At 67.1% G+C, this 18,995-nt stretch carries 14 protein-coding genes; 10 read left to right on the top strand and 4 right to left on the bottom strand.

Annotated elements, in window-relative coordinates:
• Positions 1 to 18 precede the first annotated feature (18 nt).
• From ACW17Z_RS08765 to ACW17Z_RS08730, 8 genes are all read left to right on the top strand, one after another.
• Complete coding sequence (locus tag ACW17Z_RS08765; protein ID WP_492058373.1) at positions 19 to 2,268, top strand: TonB-dependent receptor; 2,250 nt, start codon at positions 19 to 21, stop codon at positions 2,266 to 2,268.
• An 82-nt stretch (positions 2,269 to 2,350) separates the two neighbouring features.
• Complete coding sequence (locus ACW17Z_RS08760; protein ID WP_419319808.1) at positions 2,351 to 3,646, top strand: spinster family MFS transporter; 1,296 nt, start codon at positions 2,351 to 2,353, stop codon at positions 3,644 to 3,646.
• A 74-nt stretch (positions 3,647 to 3,720) separates the two neighbouring features.
• Positions 3,721 to 4,410 carry a hypothetical protein gene (locus ACW17Z_RS08755; protein WP_492058372.1) on the top strand — a complete coding sequence of 230 codons (690 nt, stop codon included), beginning with the start codon at positions 3,721 to 3,723 and terminating at the stop codon, positions 4,408 to 4,410.
• Positions 4,411 to 4,635: 225 nt separating this feature from the next.
• On the top strand, positions 4,636 to 5,835 hold the full coding sequence (gene sucC, locus ACW17Z_RS08750; RefSeq protein ID WP_419319811.1) for an ADP-forming succinate--CoA ligase subunit beta: 1,200 nt from the start codon (positions 4,636 to 4,638) through the stop codon (positions 5,833 to 5,835).
• Positions 5,836 to 6,720, top strand: a complete 885-nt coding sequence (sucD, locus tag ACW17Z_RS08745) for a succinate--CoA ligase subunit alpha (RefSeq protein WP_492058371.1) — start codon at positions 5,836 to 5,838, stop codon at positions 6,718 to 6,720.
• A gap of 172 nt (positions 6,721 to 6,892) precedes the next feature.
• Positions 6,893 to 9,856, top strand: a complete 2,964-nt coding sequence (locus tag ACW17Z_RS08740; RefSeq protein ID WP_419319813.1) for a 2-oxoglutarate dehydrogenase E1 component — start codon at positions 6,893 to 6,895, stop codon at positions 9,854 to 9,856.
• A 92-nt stretch (positions 9,857 to 9,948) separates the two neighbouring features.
• Entirely contained in the window at positions 9,949 to 11,169 is a 1,221-nt protein-coding gene (gene odhB / locus ACW17Z_RS08735) for a 2-oxoglutarate dehydrogenase complex dihydrolipoyllysine-residue succinyltransferase (protein WP_492058370.1), read from the top strand.
• A 91-nt stretch (positions 11,170 to 11,260) separates the two neighbouring features.
• Complete coding sequence (locus ACW17Z_RS08730) at positions 11,261 to 11,749, top strand: putative signal transducing protein (RefSeq protein WP_492058369.1); 489 nt, start codon at positions 11,261 to 11,263, stop codon at positions 11,747 to 11,749.
• A 10-nt stretch (positions 11,750 to 11,759) separates the two neighbouring features.
• On the opposite strand, the gene ACW17Z_RS08725 is transcribed toward ACW17Z_RS08730, so the two are convergent.
• Complete coding sequence (locus tag ACW17Z_RS08725; protein WP_492058368.1) at positions 11,760 to 12,593, bottom strand: alpha/beta hydrolase; 834 nt, start codon at positions 12,591 to 12,593, stop codon at positions 11,760 to 11,762.
• 307 nt (positions 12,594 to 12,900) lie between these two features.
• Here ACW17Z_RS08725 and lpdA point away from each other — a divergent pair, with 307 nt between their 5' ends.
• Positions 12,901 to 14,301 (top strand): dihydrolipoyl dehydrogenase, encoded by a 1,401-nt coding sequence (gene lpdA, locus ACW17Z_RS08720; protein ID WP_492058367.1) that lies wholly within the window; start codon positions 12,901 to 12,903, stop codon positions 14,299 to 14,301.
• A 78-nt stretch (positions 14,302 to 14,379) separates the two neighbouring features.
• Positions 14,380 to 14,661, top strand: a complete 282-nt coding sequence (locus tag ACW17Z_RS08715; RefSeq protein WP_492058366.1) for a hypothetical protein — start codon at positions 14,380 to 14,382, stop codon at positions 14,659 to 14,661.
• Positions 14,662 to 14,725: 64 nt separating this feature from the next.
• On the opposite strand, the gene ACW17Z_RS08710 is transcribed toward ACW17Z_RS08715, so the two are convergent.
• The 3 genes from ACW17Z_RS08710 to ACW17Z_RS08700 form a co-directional block, all read right to left on the bottom strand.
• Positions 14,726 to 16,381 carry a M56 family metallopeptidase gene (locus ACW17Z_RS08710; RefSeq protein ID WP_492058365.1) on the bottom strand — a complete coding sequence of 552 codons (1,656 nt, stop codon included), beginning with the start codon at positions 16,379 to 16,381 and terminating at the stop codon, positions 14,726 to 14,728.
• Positions 16,378 to 16,752, bottom strand: a complete 375-nt coding sequence (locus ACW17Z_RS08705; protein ID WP_419319820.1) for a BlaI/MecI/CopY family transcriptional regulator — start codon at positions 16,750 to 16,752, stop codon at positions 16,378 to 16,380. Before ACW17Z_RS08705 ends, ACW17Z_RS08710 begins: the two co-directional genes overlap by 4 nt.
• Before the next feature lie 225 nt (positions 16,753 to 16,977).
• Positions 16,978 to 18,945: a methyl-accepting chemotaxis protein gene (locus ACW17Z_RS08700; protein ID WP_492058364.1), complete on the bottom strand. Its 1,968-nt coding sequence runs from the start codon at positions 18,943 to 18,945 to the stop codon at positions 16,978 to 16,980.
• Positions 18,946 to 18,995 lie beyond the last annotated feature (50 nt).

The following is an 18,995-nucleotide window of genomic DNA, read 5'->3' as shown; positions in this document are numbered from 1 at the left end:
CAAGGGAGGGGAAACCCAATGACTTCGATGTGGAAGGCTGCGCTGCTGGCTGGCGCGGCATGGGGCGCGGTCGCGACGGCCGTTTCGGCTCAAGAGCAGGCTCCGGCCGGCGCCGGGCAAGGGCTGACCGTGGACTCGGTGGTTGTCACCGCCCGTCGCCGCGAGGAAAACCTCAAGGACGTTCCGGTCGCCGTCTCGGCCTATAGCGGCGAGACCCTGGCCCGTCAGGGCGGCGCGGACATCACCGTCCTGCAGCAGACGACCCCCAACATCACGGTTCAGACCGCCCGCGGTTCGAACTCGACCCTGATCTCCTACATCCGCGGCATCGGCCAGCAGGACCCGCTGTGGGGCTATGAGCCCGGCGTGGGCCTGTATGTCGACGACGTCTATATCTATCGCCCGCAAGGAGCCGTGCTCGACGTGTTCGACGTGGAGCGCATCGAAGTGCTGCGCGGCCCGCAGGGCACGCTGTACGGCCGCAACACCATCGGCGGCGCGATCAAGTATGTGACCAAGCGCCTGGGCGACGAAGCCCATGGCAAGGTCCGCGGGACCTATGGCAGCTTCAATCAGACCGATCTGCTGGTCTCGGGCCAGACGCCTTTGGGCGGCGGCCTGTCGGTGGGCGGCGCCTATGCCCTCTACAAGCGCGACGGCTACGGCAAGAACCTGACCACCGGCGCCGAGCACTACAACAAGGACGTCCAGGCCATCCGCCTCAGCGCCGAATATGCGCCCAGCGAGGACCTGTTCTTCCGCCTGGCCTATGACAAGGTGCAGGACGACTCCAACCCCCGCCACGGCCATCGCGAACTGCCGGCCCTGGTCGGCGGCTACAAGGTGCTGGACGTCTATGACACCCAGGCCGGTTTCGGCGACGATAACTCGGTCGAGACCGAGGGCCTGTCGCTGACCGGTGAATGGAACGCCAGCGACACCGTGACCCTCAAGTCGATCACGGCCAGCCGCAAGGGCCACACCGACACCGTCATCGATTTCGACGGCACCCCGCTGAACACCCTCGACATCCCGGCCACCTATGACGACCGGTCGTTCTCGCAGGAGCTGCAGGCGGTCTATTCGGACGAAAACGTCCAGGGCGTGTTTGGCCTGTACTACATGAACAGCCAGGCCTCGGGCGAGTTCGACACCATCGCCGGCAATCTGGGCCTGTCCATCGCCGACGGCGGCAAGGTCAGCACCCAGAGCTTCGCGGCTTTCTTCGACTTCAGCGCCAATCTGACCGACAAGTTCAAGGTCTCGCTGGGCGCCCGCGCCACGCGCGATCACAAGCGCAGCAACACCTTCCGCCTGTTCTATCTGGGCGCCACGCGCAGCCCCTATCAGGGCGGCACGCCGCGTCCGGTCCTGCAGACCCGCACCAACTACAACGCAGAGACCACCTTCTCGCAGTTCACCCCGCGCATCAGCGCCTCCTATGAGCTGAGCGACGACCTGAACACCTACGCGTCGTTCTCGAAGGGCTTCAAGTCGGGCGGCTGGGACATGCGCGGCGACGCCCTGATCACCCCGCAGACCGTCAATGGCTACAAGCCCGAAACGGTCGACGCCTATGAAGTCGGTCTGAAGGGCTATCTGTTCGACCGTCGCGTCTCGTTCGCCTCGGCCGCCTTCCTGTCGAAGTACCACGACCAGCAGGTGTCGACCCAGGTGGTTGTCCCGAGCGGCATCGCCAGCTCGATCGATAACGCCGGCGAGGCGACCATGTACGGCGTCGAATTCGAAGCCAAGGCCAAGCTGACCGCCAACCTTTCGGCCAATGTCGCGGTGGGCTACATCCACGCCGAGTACGACACCTTCAGCCGGTTCGTGCCAGGCGGCGCGCCCAACCCCCTCAATCCGGCGACGACCGTGCCGGCCGGTGGCCAGGTGATCAACGTCGCCAAGCTTTATGGCCTGCAGAACACGCCGGAATGGACGGGCAATGTCAGCCTGACCTGGACGGCGGACGTGGCCGGCGGCCTGCTTGCCGTCACCCCCATGATCAGCTATCGCGGCGACTATCAGCAGTTCGAGCTGCCGCTGCCACTGCTGGACCAGAAGGCTTACACCCTGGTCGACATGACAGCGATCTGGACGGCGCCGGGCGGCGGCTACAAGCTTGCCCTGACCGGCAAGAACCTGACGGACGAGCGTTATCGGATCGGCGGCTATAACTTCGGCGTCCCGACCTATAACAACTCGGTCATCGGTTTCTATGGCCCGCCGCGGACGGTCTCGGCGAGCCTCGAAGTCGCATTCTGATCTAGGTAAAAACTGGCGGTGGTTCGCTGCAACGAGCCACCGCCATTTGTTTGTCTGAACTATCACGCGTAGCGGGGCGACCATGAGCGACAACCAGATCGAGCAATCGGCGACGGGGTCGCGCTACCGCTATGTCGTGCTGGCGATGTTGATCCTCGCCTACACCTTCAATTTCCTGGATCGGCAGATCCTCGGCATCCTGGCCGGGTCGATCAAGGCCGACCTGCACCTTACCGACACCCAGATCGGCCTGATGGGCGGGGTCGCGTTCGCCGCGCTCTACACCACGCTGGGCGTGCCGCTGGCCTGGCTGGCCGACCGTGTCAGCCGCACCTGGATCATGACCGCCGCCCTGACCGTCTGGAGCGGTTTCACGGTGGCCTGCGGGTTCGCCGGGGGGTTCTGGAGCCTGTTCCTGTCGCGCATGGGCGTCGGCGTAGGCGAGGCCGGCGGCGTGGCCCCGGCCTATTCGCTGATCAGCGACTATTTCCCCAAGGACCAGCGGGCCAGGGCCCTGGCGGTCTATTCGTTCGGCATACCGCTGGGCACGGCCCTGGGCGTGCTGTTCGGCGGCCTGATCGCCGCCTACGTCAACTGGCGCGTCGCCTTTATCATCGTGGGCCTGGCCGGCGTACTGCTGGCCCCGATCTTCAAGTGGGTGGTCAAGGATCCGCCGCGCGGCGGCATGGACCGTGAACCCGGGGAGGCCGCGCCTCTGGTCGCGCCCAGGGCCCCGGCCTTCGGCAAGGTGCTGGCCACCATCTTGCCCAAGCCCAGCTTCTGGCTGCTGTCGTTCGGCGCGGCCTGTTCGTCGATCTGCGGCTATGGCGTGGCCTTCTGGTTGCCGACCTTCTTCCAGCGCAGCTTCGGCCTGACCCTGCCCGAACGGGCCCTGTTCTACAGCGCCCTGTCGCTGATCGGCGGCGTGGCCGGCATCTGGCTGGGCGGCGTGCTGGCCGACAAGTTTGGCTCCAAGAACAAGGCGGCCTACGCCCTGGCTCCAGCCATCTGCTTCCTGGTGGCCCTGCCGTGCTTCCTGCTGGCCATGAACGTCAATTCGATGGTCTGGGCCTTCCTGCTGTTCCTGATTCCGACCGGTCTGAACCTGGCCTGGCTGGGACCCATTGTCGCAGCGGTGCAGCATCTGGCCCCGGCCTCGATGCGGACCACGACCTCAGCTCTGTTCCTGCTGATCAACAACCTGCTGGGTCTGGCCGTGGGCCTGTGGTTCTTCGGCTATGTCTCCGACCTGCTGGCCCCGCGCTACGGCGCCGAGTCGATGCGCTATGCCCTGTATTATGGCCTGGGCTTCTATGTCGTCGCTGCTGGCCTGCTGATCCTGGCCTCACGCCGACTGAAGCAGGACTGGGTGGAGTAGCTCGGCGTCCCAAGCTTGACCTTGGTTCTGTCACGCGACCTGCCTATAGAAGCGGGCGAAATTCGGGGGACGACATGTCAGGGTTCAAGCTTCTTTCCGGCGCTATGCTCGCCGTTGCACTGCTTGCGGCCTCGGTTCCGGCCCAGGCCGCCGACCCGCTGACCGAGCGCACGGAAAAGCTCAAGTTCGAGTTCAAGAAGGGCAAGAGCTTTCTGCAACCCGGCTATGCCATGGGCGAGTACAGCGGCATCACCCGCCAGTCGGCCAGCACCACCTCGGCCCTGGGGCTGTATGGCAGCGCCAAGTCCAAGGCCGAGATCAGCCTGAACTCGCCCAGCCTGGGCGCCGTCACGATCAAGTGCAAGGGCGGCGAAAGCCGCACGGCCCTGGGCTGGACCACGTTCGATCGCGACAAGCTGGCCTATGTCTGCACGTTCGAGGGCGCCGGCCCCGAGGCGGCGTTCACCCTGGTGCAGTCCAAGGGCGGCCTGATGGCCCGCCTGCAGACGCCGCAGCGCGCCGCTGAATTGCGGCTTGGCGCAGTCACCCTGCGGGCCGAGTCCAAGCAGGTCGGCGCCATGCCCTTCGGACTGACCGCCGGCGCCGTGGGCTACGTGATCCGCAACGGCGACCAGGACGTCGCCGCCGTCGATCTGAGCGGCCTGGGCAAGATCGCCTACCTGCCGTCCAAGGGCGCTGCGGAGCGTGACGCAGCAGCCGTCATGGCCGTGATCCTGATCCTGTTCATGGACAACCCGGTCTAGGCGTTCAGCTGGATTGAGGCCCGCGGCAAGCGCGGGACCGGTAACAGTGCCTTAGGGTCAGGGGCTTCCTTGCCTTGGGCGCTCACGACGGCGGCGCCGCTGTCCTTTCGGACATAAGAAGCGCGCAAGGGGCCACCTTATCGGCCAAGCGCGGTTGCGCCTGCGAAATCACGCTCCTATAACCCGGCCACATTTCAGAAAAGCCGTCGTCGAGACCAGGCACTCATGAACATCCACGAACACCAAGCCAAAGCCGTACTCGCTGAGTTCGGCGCCCCCGTTCCGCGCGGCTTTGCCGTCTTCACAGCGGACGAGGCCTTCGCCGCCGCCGAGAAGCTGGGAACGCCGGTTTTCGTCGTAAAGAGCCAGATCCACGCCGGTGGCCGTGGCAAGGGCACGTTCGAGGGCCTCGGCCCCGACGCCAAGGGCGGCGTTCGCGTCGTCAAGTCGGCGGCTGACGTCAAGACCAACGCCGCCGAAATGCTCGGCCGCGTGCTGGTGACGCACCAGACCGGCCCCAAGGGCAAGCAGGTCAACCGCCTCTACATCGAAGAAGGCGCGGCGATCGCCAAGGAATTCTACCTGTCGCTGCTGGTTGATCGCGAGACCTCGATGGTCTCGGTGGTCGCCTCCACCGAAGGCGGCATGGACATCGAGGACGTGGCCCACGCCACGCCCGAGAAGATCCACAGCTTCTCGATCGACCCCGCCACCGGCGTGTGGCCGACCCACCAGCGTGCGCTGGCCAAGGCCCTGGGCCTGACCGGCGGCCTGGCCAAGGAAGCCGCCGTGCTGCTGACGCAACTCTATACGGCGTTCCTGGCCAAGGACATGGCCATGCTGGAGATCAACCCGCTGATCGTCACCGCCGACGATCACCTGAAGGTCCTGGACGCCAAGCTGTCGTTCGACGGCAACGCCCTCTATCGCCACCCGGACATCAAGGCCCTGCGCGACGAGAGCGAAGAAGACCCCAAGGAAATCGAAGCCTCGAAGTACGACCTGGCCTATATCGCCCTCGACGGCGAAATCGGCTGCATGGTCAACGGCGCCGGCCTGGCCATGGCCACCATGGACATCATCAAGCTGTACGGCGCCGAGCCGGCCAACTTCCTCGATGTCGGCGGCGGCGCCAACAAGGAGAAGGTCACCGCGGCCTTCAAGATCATCACCGCTGACCCCGCCGTGAAGGGCATCCTGGTCAACATCTTCGGCGGCATCATGCGCTGCGACATCATCGCGGAAGGCGTCATCGCCGCCGTGAAGGAAGTCGGGCTGCAGGTTCCGCTGGTGGTGCGCCTGGAAGGCACCAACGTCGAACTCGGCAAGAAAATCATCTCGGAAAGCGGCCTGAACGTCATCGCCGCCAACGACCTGTCTGACGGCGCCGAAAAGATCGTCGCAGCCGTGAAGGGTGCTCGCTAAATGTCGATCCTCATCGGTTCTGAAACCAAGGTCATCTGCCAGGGCATCACCGGCGCCCAGGGCACGTTCCACTCCGAACAGGCCATCGCCTATGGCACCAAGATGGTCGGCGGCGTCACCCCCGGCAAGGGCGGCCAGACCCACATCGGCCTGCCCGTGTACGACACGGTCGGTGAAGCCAAGGAAGCCACCGGCGCCGACGCCTCGGTGATCTACGTGCCGCCTCCCTTCGCGGCCGACTCGATCCTGGAGGCCATTGACGCGGAAATCGCGCTGATCATCTGCATCACCGAAGGCATTCCGGTGCTGGACATGGTCAAGGTGAAGAAGGCGCTGCAAGGCTCCAAGTCGCGCCTGATCGGCCCCAACTGCCCGGGCGTCCTGACGCCCAACCAGTGCAAGATCGGCATCATGCCGGGCGGCATCTTCTCGGCCGGCTCGGTCGGCGTCGTGTCGCGTTCGGGCACCCTGACCTATGAAGCCGTGTTCCAGACCACCAACGCTGGCCTCGGCCAGACCACGGCGGTCGGTATCGGCGGCGACCCGGTCAAGGGCACCGAGTTCATCGACATCCTGGAACTCTTCCTCGCCGACGAAGCCACCAAGTCGATCGTCATGATTGGCGAAATCGGCGGCTCGGCCGAAGAGGAAGCCGCCCAGTTCATCGCTGACGAAGCCAAGCGTGGCCGCAGCAAGCCCATGGTCGGCTTCATCGCCGGCCGCACGGCCCCTCCCGGCCGTCACATGGGCCACGCCGGCGCGATCATTTCGGGCGGCAAGGGCGGCGCGGAAGACAAGATCGCGGCGATGGAAGCTGCGGGCATCCGCGTCTCGCCGTCGCCGGCCAAGCTGGGCGAAACCCTGCTTGAGGTCCTCAAGGGCTAAAGACACACCGAAACCCCGCCTCGCGGGGCCCAGGTTTTTTGCGACCGCCAGTCGACGATCCGAAAAAATCACCTGGGCCCCTGCCGATGGCGGGCGCCCGGGTGATTGAGACACTATATTTACGGGCCTGGGTTACCGGTCCTGTAGACCGACGGATCTAAGGCAAAGAACCATGGCGGACGACGCAGGCATCATCAATCAGGTCTTGACCGAGACCAGCTTCCTCTACGGCGCCAATGCGGCGTTCGTAGAAGACCTGTACGCCCAGTGGGCCAGCGACCCCAATTCGGTCGAACCCTCGTGGAAAGCCTTCTTCTCGACGCTTCAGGAACAGGCCGATCAGGTCAAGCGCGCCGCGCAGGACCCGGCCTGGACCCCGCGCCCGGTTCCGACAGCGCGCCCCGACTGGCTTTCAGCGCTTGATGGCCAGTGGCCCTCGGTGGCGCCGGCCGTCGAGGCCAAGATGGCCAAGGCCATCGAAGGCAAGGCTCCGGGCAGCTCGTCCGAAGCGGTTCGCGCCGCCACGCTGGACAGCCTGCGCGCCATCATGATGATCCGGGCTTACCGGATGCGCGGTCACCTGGCCGCCAATCTCGACCCGCTGGGCCTGGAGCCCAAGCCGCCGGCCCCCGAACTTGATCCCGCCACCTATGGCTTCTCGGAAGCCGACTATGATCGCTCGATCTTCCTGGACTTCGTGCTGGGCATGGAGACCTCGACGATCCGCGAGATCCTGTCGATCCTGCGCCGCACTTATGGCGGCAGCGTCGGCGTGCAGTACATGCACATCTCCGACCCGCACGAAAAGGCCTGGCTGCAGGAGCGGATCGAGGGTCGCGACAAGGAAATCGTGTTCTCGAAAGAGGGCAAGGTCGCCATCCTCAAGAAGCTGATCGAGACCGAGGGTTTCGAGCGCTTCCTGCACAAGCGCTTCCCGGGCACCAAGCGGTTCGGCATCGATGGCGGCGAAGCCATGGTTCCGGCCATGGAGCAGATCATCAAGCGCGGCGGTTCGCTGGGCGTGAAGGACATCGTCTTGGGCATGCCGCACCGCGGCCGCCTCAACGTCCTGGCCGCCGTGATGGGCAAGCCCTACCACGTGATTTTCCACGAGTTCCAGGGCGGCACCAGCCTGCCCTCGGACGTCGAGGGGTCGGGCGACGTCAAGTATCACATGGGCGCCTCGTCGGACCGTGAGTTCGACGACAACAAGGTCCACCTGTCGCTGACGGCCAACCCGTCGCACCTGGAAATCGTCAACCCGGTGGTGATCGGCAAGGCCCGCGCCAAGCAGGCTTTCCTGCTGCGCGAGACCCCCGACGCCGGCCGCGGCCATGTGCTGCCGCTGCTGCTGCACGGTGACGCGGCTTTCGCCGGCCAGGGCGTGGTGGCCGAGTGCTTCACCCTGTCGGGCCTGAAGGGCTACCGCACGGGCGGCACCATCCACTTCATCGTCAACAACCAGATCGGCTTCACCACCAGCCCTCGCTATTCGCGCAGCTCGCCCTATCCGTCGGATGTGGCGCTGATGGTCGAAGCCCCGATCTTCCACGTCAACGGCGACGATCCCGAAGCCGTGGTCTATGCGGCCAAGGTCGCTACCGAATATCGCCAGATGTTCGGCAAGGACGTCGTGGTCGACATGTTCTGCTATCGCCGGTTCGGTCACAACGAGGGCGACGACCCGACGATGACCTCGCCGTTGATGTACGCCAAGATCAAGGGTCACCCCTCGACCCGTGAGCTGTATGGCAATCGCCTGATCGCCGAGGGCGTCATCAACCAGGGCGAAGTCGACACCTGGGTGACCGAGTTCGAGACCTTCCTCGACAAGGAATTCGACGCCGGCAAGACCTACAAGGCCAACAAGGCCGACTGGCTGGACGGCAAATGGGCCGGCCTCGCCACCCCCGCCGACGAAGAGCGTCGCGGCTCGACCGCCTTCCCGGCCACGCGGCTGCTGGAAATCGGCCGCCAGATCACGACCATCCCGGACCGCATCGACGCCCACAAGACCGTCAAGCGCGTCATCGAGAACCGTCGCGAAGCCATCGAAAAGGGCGAGGGCCTCGACTGGGGCACCGCCGAGCATCTGGCCTTCGCCACCCTGCTCGACGAGGGCTTCCCGGTTCGCCTGTCGGGCCAGGACAGTGTGCGCGGCACCTTCACCCAGCGCCATTCCGACGTCATCGACCAGACGACCGAGGAGCACTACACGCCGCTGAACAACATCGGTCCGAACCAGGCCCACTACGAGGTCATCGACTCGGCCCTGTCGGAAGAGGCGGTGCTGGGCTTCGAATACGGCTTCTCGCTGGCTGATCCGAACACGCTCACCCTGTGGGAAGGCCAGTTCGGCGACTTCGTGAACGGCGCCCAGGTGGTGATCGACCAATTCATCAGCTCGGGCGAGCGCAAGTGGCTGCGGATGAGCGGTCTGGTGATGCTTCTGCCGCACGGCTATGAGGGCCAGGGTCCCGAGCACAGCTCGGCCCGCCTGGAGCGCTTCCTGCAGTCGTGCGCCGAGGACAACATGCAGGTGCTCAACTGCACCACCCCGGCCAACTATTTCCACGCCCTGCGTCGCCAGATGCACCGCGAGTTCCGCAAGCCGCTGGTGGTCATGACCCCCAAGAGCCTGCTGCGCCACAAGCGCGCCGTCTCCAACATGGCCGATCTGGCGGAAGGCTCGTCCTTCCACCGCGTGATGATCGACGGGGCCGAGGCCGGCTGCGACGTCGGCGGCGTGACCCTGGCCGGCGACGATCAGATCAAGCGTGTCGTGCTCTGCTCGGGCAAGGTCTATTTCGACCTGGTCGACGCCCGCGCCAAGAGCGGCCGCAACGACGTCTATCTGCTGCGTCTGGAACAGTTCTATCCTTGGCCGATGAAGTCGCTGCTGGGCGTGCTGGGCCGCTTCAAGAACGCCGAACTGGTCTGGGTTCAGGAAGAGCCCAAGAACATGGGCGGCTGGACGTTCGTTGATCCCTGGATCGAACTGACGCTCGCCAAGCTGGACATCAAGGCCAAGCGCGCGCGCTATATCGGTCGTCCGGCCAGCGCTTCGACGGCGGCGGGTCTGATGAGCCGCCACCTGAAGGAACTGCAGGCCTTCCTCGACGAGACCTTCGCCTAGCTTTATCGATAAGGCCCCGCCCTTTGCGGCGGGGCCGTTTCCACCTGCCCCGCTACACTAGACCGGCACAAACGAGAGACATCGGAACCCCCATGGCCGACATCATGACCCCCGCCCTCGGCGAATCCGTCACCGAAGCGACGGTCGCGCGCTGGACCAAGAAGGTCGGCGAGGCGGTCAAGAAGGACGAGATCCTCATCGAGCTCGAGACCGACAAGGTCAGCCTGGAAGTCGCTTCGCCCTCCGACGGCGTGCTGACCGCGATCGGCGCCGAAGAGGGCGCGACCGTTGTTCCGGGTACGGTCCTGGGCATCGTGACCGAAGGCGCGACCGCCTCGGCCGCCCCGGCCGCTGCTCCGAAGGCCGCCGCCCCGGCTCCCGCGCCCGCTCCGGTCGCTGCTGCTGCTCCGGCCCCCGTGGCCGTGACCGCCGCCGCCGCCCCGGTCAGCCCGGCCCCGGCCCGCGTCGCCGCCGAGAACAATCTGGACCTGTCGACCGTCGCCGGCACCGGCAAGGACGGCCGCGTCACCAAGGGCGACGCCCTGGCTGCCCTAGAAGCCCGCGCTTCGGCCCCGGCTGCGGTCGCTGCGCCGTCGGCTCCGCGTCCGCTCCATGAGCGCGAAGAGCGCGTGAAGATGACGCGCCTGCGTCAGACGATCGCCCGTCGCCTGAAGGAAGCCCAGAACAACGCCGCCATGCTGACGACCTTCAACGAGGTCGACATGAGCGCGGTGATGGCCCTGCGTGGTCAGTACAAGGACATCTTCGAGAAGAAGCACGGCGTGAAGCTGGGCTTCATGTCGTTCTTCACCAAGGCCGTCGTCGCCGCCCTCAAGGCCGTGCCGGACGTCAATGCCGAGATCGACGGCACCGACATCGTCTACAAGAACCACTATGACATCGGCGTCGCCGTCGGCACCGAAAAGGGCCTGGTGGTTCCGGTCGTCCGTGACGCCGACGCCATGAACCTGGCCGAGATCGAAAAGGCCATCGGCGCGCTCGGCAAGAAGGCTCGTGACGGCCAGCTGTCGATCGACGACATGCAGGGCGGCACCTTCACGATCACCAACGGCGGCATCTACGGCTCGCTGATGTCGACCCCGATCCTCAATGCGCCGCAGTCGGGCATCCTGGGCATGCACGCGATCAAGGACCGCGCCATGGTCGTGAACGGCAAGATCGAGATCCGGCCGATGATGTACCTGGCCCTCAGCTACGACCACCGCGTCGTCGACGGCCAAGGCGCCGTGACCTTCCTGGTCAAGGTCAAGGAAGCCCTGGAAGATCCGCAGCGCCTGCTGCTGGAACTCTAGTCCCGACGCATCGTCGAACGTTCAAGGGGCCGCGCAAGCGGCCCCTTTTTCGCGAGTGCGTTATCGGGCACCCTCGCCGTAGAGGTGTGTCATGAGCATGGTCGAGATCGCGCGTTTCGCGAACTTGCAGGAGGCGCAGATCGCGGCGGCTCGACTTCGAGCGGACGGCTATCCCGTGCTGATCCAGAACGAAAACTGGGCCGCCTCCGACTTCCTGATGACGGTCGCTATGGGCGGTCTGCGCCTTTGGGCGCCGGCCAGCGAGGCCGAGGCCGCGCGACGTCTCATCGCCGAGCTACGCGCCGCCGAACCCCCTATCGAGGTTGACGACGATGACAGGGAAGAGCTGGCGCGCGCGCCGAAGCGCGCCACGACTTCAGGTCTCGCGACTGCTCTGCGAACGATCTCGTCGGTCTTCCTGGCCTTTGTGTTTGCTTCGCCGGTCGCGTTGCTTCTTGCGCGCAGGCGCTGCGCGGCGGGCGGCGCCGGCAAGATCCAGAGCCTCGCGGCGGCGGCGATCGCGGTCTGCTTTGTGGTCTATGGCCTTGTGGTGCTGGCTGTCTGGTTGGGCTCCGCCTGATAGAGCTTTGCTAGTCCGGCCTTGGCCCCGGCCACACCATCTTGAAGGCTTCGAGCGCTGCGGGGTGGTAGATCGTGCTGTGCTGCAATCTGGGCATCGGATCGTAGCGCCAGCTCAGGCCGGCCGGCAGGGCATGGTTCAGCGCCGTCACCACCCTGTCGACACCCTCCTGCATGGTTGAGCCCTCGTCGGCGATGGTCAGGTAGAGCCGCCGCTCTCCGGCCGGCCATCGCGCCAGGTCGGCGGCCGCGCCGCGCGCCAGGCTCTGGTCGTCCCACCACAGGCTGGGGCTGGCGGCGATATAGGCGTCGAACAGGGCCGGCTGCTTCAGGAAGGTCTCGACCACGAACAGGCCGGCCAGGGATTCGCCGATCAGGGCGGTTTCGCCGCTGGTGCGATATCGAGCCGCGATCCACGGCTTCAGCTCTTGGCCCAGGAACTGGCGATAGGCCGCCGAGCCGCCGCTGGTCGGGAAGTCGCTGCGCTCCTTGGCGACCGTGGTGGGGTGGGTCAGGTCGCGCCGGCGATCGACGCCCTCGATCCCGACAACGATCATCTCGCGATAGGTCCACGACAGCTCGCCCAGCTGGGCCAGGCCCGCGATGTGGGGGAAGTCCTCCTGCTCGCCGCCGTCCAGCAGATACAGCACCGGATAGGTCTTGGCGGGGCTGCCGGCATAGCTGGCCGGCAGGTGGACATTGATCCGCCGCGTATCCTTCAGGACCTTCGAGTCCAGGGTCAGGGACTGGCCGATGATGATTGGACGGCCTTCGGCGGGCGCGGTCTGGGCCAGGGCCGGGGCAGCGGCCAGCAGGGTCAGGGCGAGGGCGAGGGGGCGAAGCATGGGCGTCACGCTAAGGCGCGTTGCAGGGCGAAGAAAGGGGATCCCTGAGCCCCTCCGGGCGCGCGACGCGCCTCCTCCGCAGACGGAGGACGCACGCCTGGCGGTCACGCTGGGGCAAGCGGCCGCGGTCATGACGCCCAAAGGCCGGATTTCGCGTTCCTTTCAGCGTACGAAGCGTCGAAAGCGGGTTTCGTTTTAACCGTTCGCGCTCTAAGGAACTTCCGCCTCCAAAGGTCTGACAGTGCGGCCGGCGAGGCCCCATATTCTGTCCGGCGCCGCTCCCGGCGCGTCCTGAAGGCAAAGACCCATGGCTCAGTACGACGTCGTCATCATCGGGGGCGGTCCCGGCGGCTATAATGGCGCGATCCGCGCCGGTCAGCTGGGCCTGAAGGTCGCCATCATCGAAGGTCGCGGCAAGCTGGGCGGCACCTGCCTGAACGTCGGCTGCATGCCCTCCAAGGCCCTGCTGCACGCGTCGGAACTGTATGACTCGGCCACGAATGGCGAGTTCGCCAAGCTGGGCATCGAGGTGAAGCCCAAGCTGAACCTGCCCCAGATGATGGCCCAGAAGGCCGAGAGCGTCGAAGCCCTGACCAAGGGCGTCGAGTTCCTGATGAAGAAGAACAAGGTCGACTACATCAAGGGCTGGGGCCGCATCGCTGGCGCCGGCAAGGTTGTGGTCAAGGCCGAGGACGGTTCTGAAACCACCCTCGAAACCAGGAACATCGTCATCGCCACGGGCTCGGAGCCCACCCCGCTGCCCGGCGTCACCGTCGACAACAAGCGCATCGTCGACTCGACCGGCGCCCTGTCGCTGGCCGAAGTGCCCAAGAGCCTGATCGTCATCGGCGCCGGCGTCATTGGCCTGGAGCTGGGCTCGGTCTGGCGCCGCCTGGGCGCCGAGGTCACCGTGGTCGAATATCTGGACCGCATCTGTCCGGGCCTGGACGATGACACCGCCAAGGTGTTCCAGCGCAGCCTGACCAAGCAGGGCTTCAAGTTCCAGCTGGGCGCCAAGGTCACCGGCGCCAAGGCTTCGGCCAAGGGCGTCGAGCTGACCGTCGAGCCGGTCGCCGGCGGCGCGGCCCAGACCCTGTCGGCCGACTATGTGCTGGTCGCCATTGGTCGTCGTCCGTACACGGACGGCCTTGGCCTCGACGCGGTCGGCGTGGTTCCCGACAAGCGCGGCATGATCGCCAATAACCACTTCAAGACCACGGCGCCGGGCGTGTGGGTGATCGGCGACGTGACGTCGGGTCCGATGCTGGCCCACAAGGCCGAGGACGAGGGTGTGGCCTGTATCGAGCTGATCGCGGGCAAGGCCGGCCACGTGAACTACGACCTGATCCCGGGCGTCATCTACACCATGCCGGAAGTCGCCACGGTGGGCAAGACCGAGGAAGAGCTGAAGGCCGCAGGCATCGCCTACAAGGTCGGCAAGTTCCCGTTCAGCGCCAACAGCCGCGCCAAGATCAATCACGAGGGCGAAGGCCAGGTGAAGGTTCTGGCCGACGCCGCGACCGACCGCATCCTGGGCGTCCACATGGTGGGCCCCAATGTCGGCGACATGATCGGCGAATACTGCGTGGCCATGGAGTTCGGCGGCGCGTCGGAAGACGTGGCCCGCACGTGCCACCCGCACCCCACGCGGTCGGAAGCCCTGCGTCAGGCGGCCATGGGCGTCGAAGGCTGGACCATGCAGGCCTGATCGGCCTGTCTGAAATTTAACAACGCCGTTCGATCAATCGGACGTAGAATGGCGGGGTTTCGGCAACGGAGCCCCGCCATGTTTCTGTCTGCACTCCTGCTGGGCGCGGCTATTCAGGCCGCGCCGGAACCGCCCGCGCCGCCCGAGCTGCTGAAGCCGCCCGGCGTCGTCCATGGCCGGATCGTGCGGCCCGCCCGCCAGACCTGTGAGCCTCTGAAATCCATCCCGGTCGATCAGGCGCAGGCTGACCCAGCGCCTTTCGGGCGCAAGCGCCCCAAGGCCTTGCATTATGCGGTGATGCGCTCGGTTGGCGGCTGCCCCGTGCCGACCCTGATGCGGCAGGACCGCCCGGCCCGATAGGCCTTCCCAGGAAAAAAGCCCCGCCGGTGTGCCGACGGGGCCTGAAGGGTTTGCTTGAGCGCGCTCAGCTTGCCTTGCGGGCCTCGCGCGCCAGTTTCTCGGCCTCTCGCTCCATCTCGTCGGCCTGGGCGGGCATTTGCGCCGCCACGGCGCGCAGCTCGGCGTCGGTGACCACATTGCCGCGCGCGCGGTTCTCGGCGATCTGCCGGGCGCGATAGGCAGGGTCGCGCAGGCGTACCGCCTCGGCGCGCAGATCCCGGGCGCCCTTGCGGATCTGGTCGGCGCCCTGGGCCATCTGGACGCGGGCCTGGACCATGTGCCGGGTTGCTTCCTGGCGGGCGCGTTCGCCGATCATGCGGGCCTTTTCGCCTTCAACCCGGGCTTGGTCGGCCTCAACCCGCGCTTCGTCAGCCGCGAGACGGGCGATCTCGGCCTGGGCGCGGCTGGCCTCGGCCCTCAGGCGGGCCTGGTCGGCCTGCTGCCGGGCGCCGGCGGCCTGGGCGCGGGCTTCTGCGGCCTGGATGCGAGCCTCGGCCGCCACGGCGCGAGCCTCCGCGGCCTCCCGACGGTCAGCGGGCGTGGCGACCCGGAAATAGCTGTAGGCGACGCCTTCCGCCGGCGCGGCCGGGAGAGCGGGCGGGGCAGGGGGCGCGGGAGGCGCCTCGATCGTCATCGGCGCGACCGGTGCGGCCGGCAGGGGCGGCAGGGGCGGGGCCACGGGCGCGACCTGCGAAACGGGAGGCGCCGGCGGCGCGGGCGGCGCGATCCAGTCCTGGCGGCTCAGGCCCAGGGCGGCCAGCGGCGTGGCGACCACGGCCAGGGCGGCGATGGTCAGGGCGATGGTCAGCGGGCGGCGGCGAGCCGGCTTGTCAGTCATGATGCAGGCGATCCTTGTCTTCAGCGTCCGGGCGTCGGCGGCCATGGCGGTCGCGGCGCGCGGCGCGCTTCGGTGAGGGGGTGGATAGGCGGCCAGTCGGACCAGGGCCCGGGCGTAGAGGGTGCGGTCGACGGTCTGCAGCGCGGCGGCGTCGGCGGCCTCTTCCGACCGGTCAGCGAGCACCGCATGCAGGCGCCAGACCAGCGGATTGAACCAGAACAGGGCCAGGGCCAGGCGGGAGAGCACCAGGAAGATCCAGTCATGGCGCCGCAGATGGGCCATTTCATGGGCCAGGATGGCAGGGGCGGCGTGGCGCTCGGCCAGGCTGCCCGGATCGATCAGGATAAAGCCGGGCGCCACGCCCCAGCTGAGCGGGCTGCTCAAGCGCTCGCTGGACACCAGGCGGGGGCGGTCGACCGGCGGCAGGTCTTCCAGCGGCGCCGACCATGCCGGGCAGGTCACCGGGCGGCCTTGGCGCGTCCAGCGGTGCAGGGTCAGCAGTCCCAGCTGCAGCCGGCCGGCCACGGCGACGACGCCGAGCAGCCACAGGCCGCCAATCACCTGGATGGACGGCGGCCACGACAGCACGGGCGCGGTCGCCTCGCCGGTCAGGACCGGTGCGAGCGGGGCGGGCATGTCCGGCGAGGCCGGCGGCAACAGCGCCAGGTTCATCGCGGGCAGGACGTTCATGATGACCGGCAGGGCCAGCAGCAGGCAGACCGTGGCGCGCAGGATGTCCACCCGGTCGACGGGGCGCTGGGCCAGGAAGCGGGCGCAGGCCAGACCGGCGCCGGCGACAAGGCTGGACTTAACCAGCAGCGACAGGAGCAGGCCTGCGGTCATGAGCGCGGCTCCACGGCCCGGTCGATCACCTGTTCCAGGGCGGCGGCTTCTTCGGGGGTCAGCCGCTGGCCAAGGCCCAGCAGGGCGGTGGCGGCGCTGGCGGCCGAGCCGGCGAAGAAGGTGTCGATCATGCGCCGCAGGGCGCTGGCGGCGACGGCCTCGGTCTGCTGGACAGGGCTGAACACGAAGCCGCCGGGTCCGCTGGACCGCTCGACCAGACCCTTGGCCTCCAGGCGCGAGAGCATGGTGCGGACGGCCGAATCGCTCAGCGGGTCGGACAGCGCGCCGCGCACTCCGGCGGCCGTACTGGCCTCCAGGCGGCAGAGGGTCTCGAAGACCTCGCGTTCGCGGCGGGGCAGGGATTCGATCATGGCGGTCTCCACGACAGTGTCGTCGCTACATGTGTAGCGCTACACGTGTAGCGAGGCCAGCCGTCGTGACGGCGATCCGGATGAAATCGCGGTAACCTGAGCGCCCGCCTGCCGGCCTTGCCTCGGGGCCAGAAAAAAGGCCCCGCCAGTTTCCCGGCGGGGCCTCGAGTTCTTCAGGGGAGGAACGCCCCAAGAGGGGGGTCTGGGGCGCCTTACGCTACGCTACTAAAACTCTTCCCATTCCTCGGCGGCCGGCTTGGCCGAACCGGCGAAGGCGGCGAGCTTGGCCTGGGCGGCGCGGACCGGATTGGCGCCCGGGCGGCTGGCCGACGAGGCCGGCTGCAGGGTGGGGCGCGTGGCCGGGGCGGCCGGACGGCGGGCGGGGGCGCGCGCCGTCGAGGTGTTGGATCCGCTGACCTGGAAGCGCGAGATCATCTGCATCAGGTTGCCGGCCTCGCCCTTCAGCGAGTGGCTGGCGGCGGTGGACTGCTCGACCATGGCCGCGTTCTGCTGGACAGTCTGGTCCATCTGATTGACGGCGGCGTTGACCTCGTTGAGGCCTGTGGCCTGCTCGGCGCCGCCGGCGGCGATCTCGCTGACCAGGGCGTCGATTTCGCTGACCTTGGCGACGATGGCCTGCAGGGCCTCGCCGGTCTGGCCCACCATCGACACGCCCTGACCCACTTGCTGGGTCGAGGTCGAGATCAGGGTCTTGATTTCCTTGGCGGCGTCGGCGGAGCGCTGGGCGAGAGCCCGGACTTCCTGGGCGACGACCGCGAAGCCACGGCCGGCTTCACCGGCGCGAGCCGCCTCAACGCCGGCGTTCAGGGCCAGCAGGTTGGTCTGGAAGGCGATCTCGTCGATGACGCCGATGATCTGGCTGATCGACTGCGAGGACTTCTCGATCTGGTTCATGGCGTCGACGGCGCTGCGGACCACGACGCTGGAGCGTTCGGCGTCGGCGCGGGTCGAGCCGACAACCCGCGAGGCTTCGACGGCGCCGGCCGACGAACGCTTCACCGTGGCGGTGATCTCGTCCAGGGCGGCGGCGGTTTCTTCCAGGCTGGCGGCCTGCTGCTCGCTGCGGCGCGACAGATCGTCGGAGGCCGAGGCGATCTCGTCGGCGCCGGCGCCGATGCTGCTGGCGGCGTGCACGATGGTGCGCATCGCCTCTTCCATCTGCGAGATCGACTCGTTGAAGTCGGACTGCAGGCGCTTGTAGGCGTCCGGGAACTCCTGGTCGACGCGATAGGTCAGGTCGCCTTCGGCCAGCTTGTTGAGGCCCGTGGCGAGGTTTTCCATGACGAAGGCCTGCTCGCGGGCGGCCGCGTCGGCGGCTTCCTGGTTGCGGCGGCGTTCGGCGTCAGTCTCGGCCGACAGGCGCTGCTGGTTGGCTTCGGCGGTGCGCAGGGCCAGGGCGTTGTCCTTGAACACCTGGACCGAGCGGGCCATGGCGCCGACCTCGTCCTTGCGCTGGGCGCCGATCACGTCGACGTCAACCGAACCCAGGGCCAGGGTTTCCATGGTCTTGGACAGGTTGTTCAGCGGGGCGGAGATTTTGGAGCGGCCGATCCAGATGGCGAACAAAAGGGCCAGGCCGGCGCTGATCACGCCGAACAGCACGCTGATGATGGTGCCCGTCGTGGCTTCCTTTTCGGCCTTGGCGACCATCACCTTGGTGGCATCGTGATGGTCGTTGTTCCACTTGGTGACATCTTTGCCGAGGCTGGCGATGTCGGGATCGATCACGGCCATGACCATGATCGCCGCTTCGTCGGCGTCCATCATGGCCAGGTCGGCGCCCTGGCGAGCGCTGGAATAGATCTTTTCCAGACGGGCGCCGTAGTCGGCCAGCGTCTTGGCGGCGCTAGGGTCGGCTTTCTTGACTAGGGCCAGGCGCTCCTTGGCTTCCTTGTAGGCCGCATCCAGGTCGGCGCTGGCCTCGGCGGCTTCCGGAGAGCTCCCGGTGTTGGACACGGTGCGATAGGCCGCATAGCCGATCGTCATGACCCGCCGGTTGAAGCGCGAGGCTTCCAGCTCGGCCGGCGCGCGCTCTTCGACGAGAACCCTGGTGGCCACCTCGGCCTGTTTGGCCTGCCAGGCGCCCATGCCGACGATGGCCAGGGCCACCACGGTCAGAACCACGGCCGGCATGGCCACCTTGGTCGAAATCTTCAGATCGTCGAATTTCATCGCTAGCCCCATGTCCGCAACGCCCGCCAATCGGAAGACAGGCGTCGGTT

This window comes from Caulobacter sp. GSs2 (assembly GCF_058680895.1).
The sequence above is the reverse complement of the archived record's forward strand: the minus strand, read 5'-3'. Positions and strand labels throughout refer to the sequence as shown.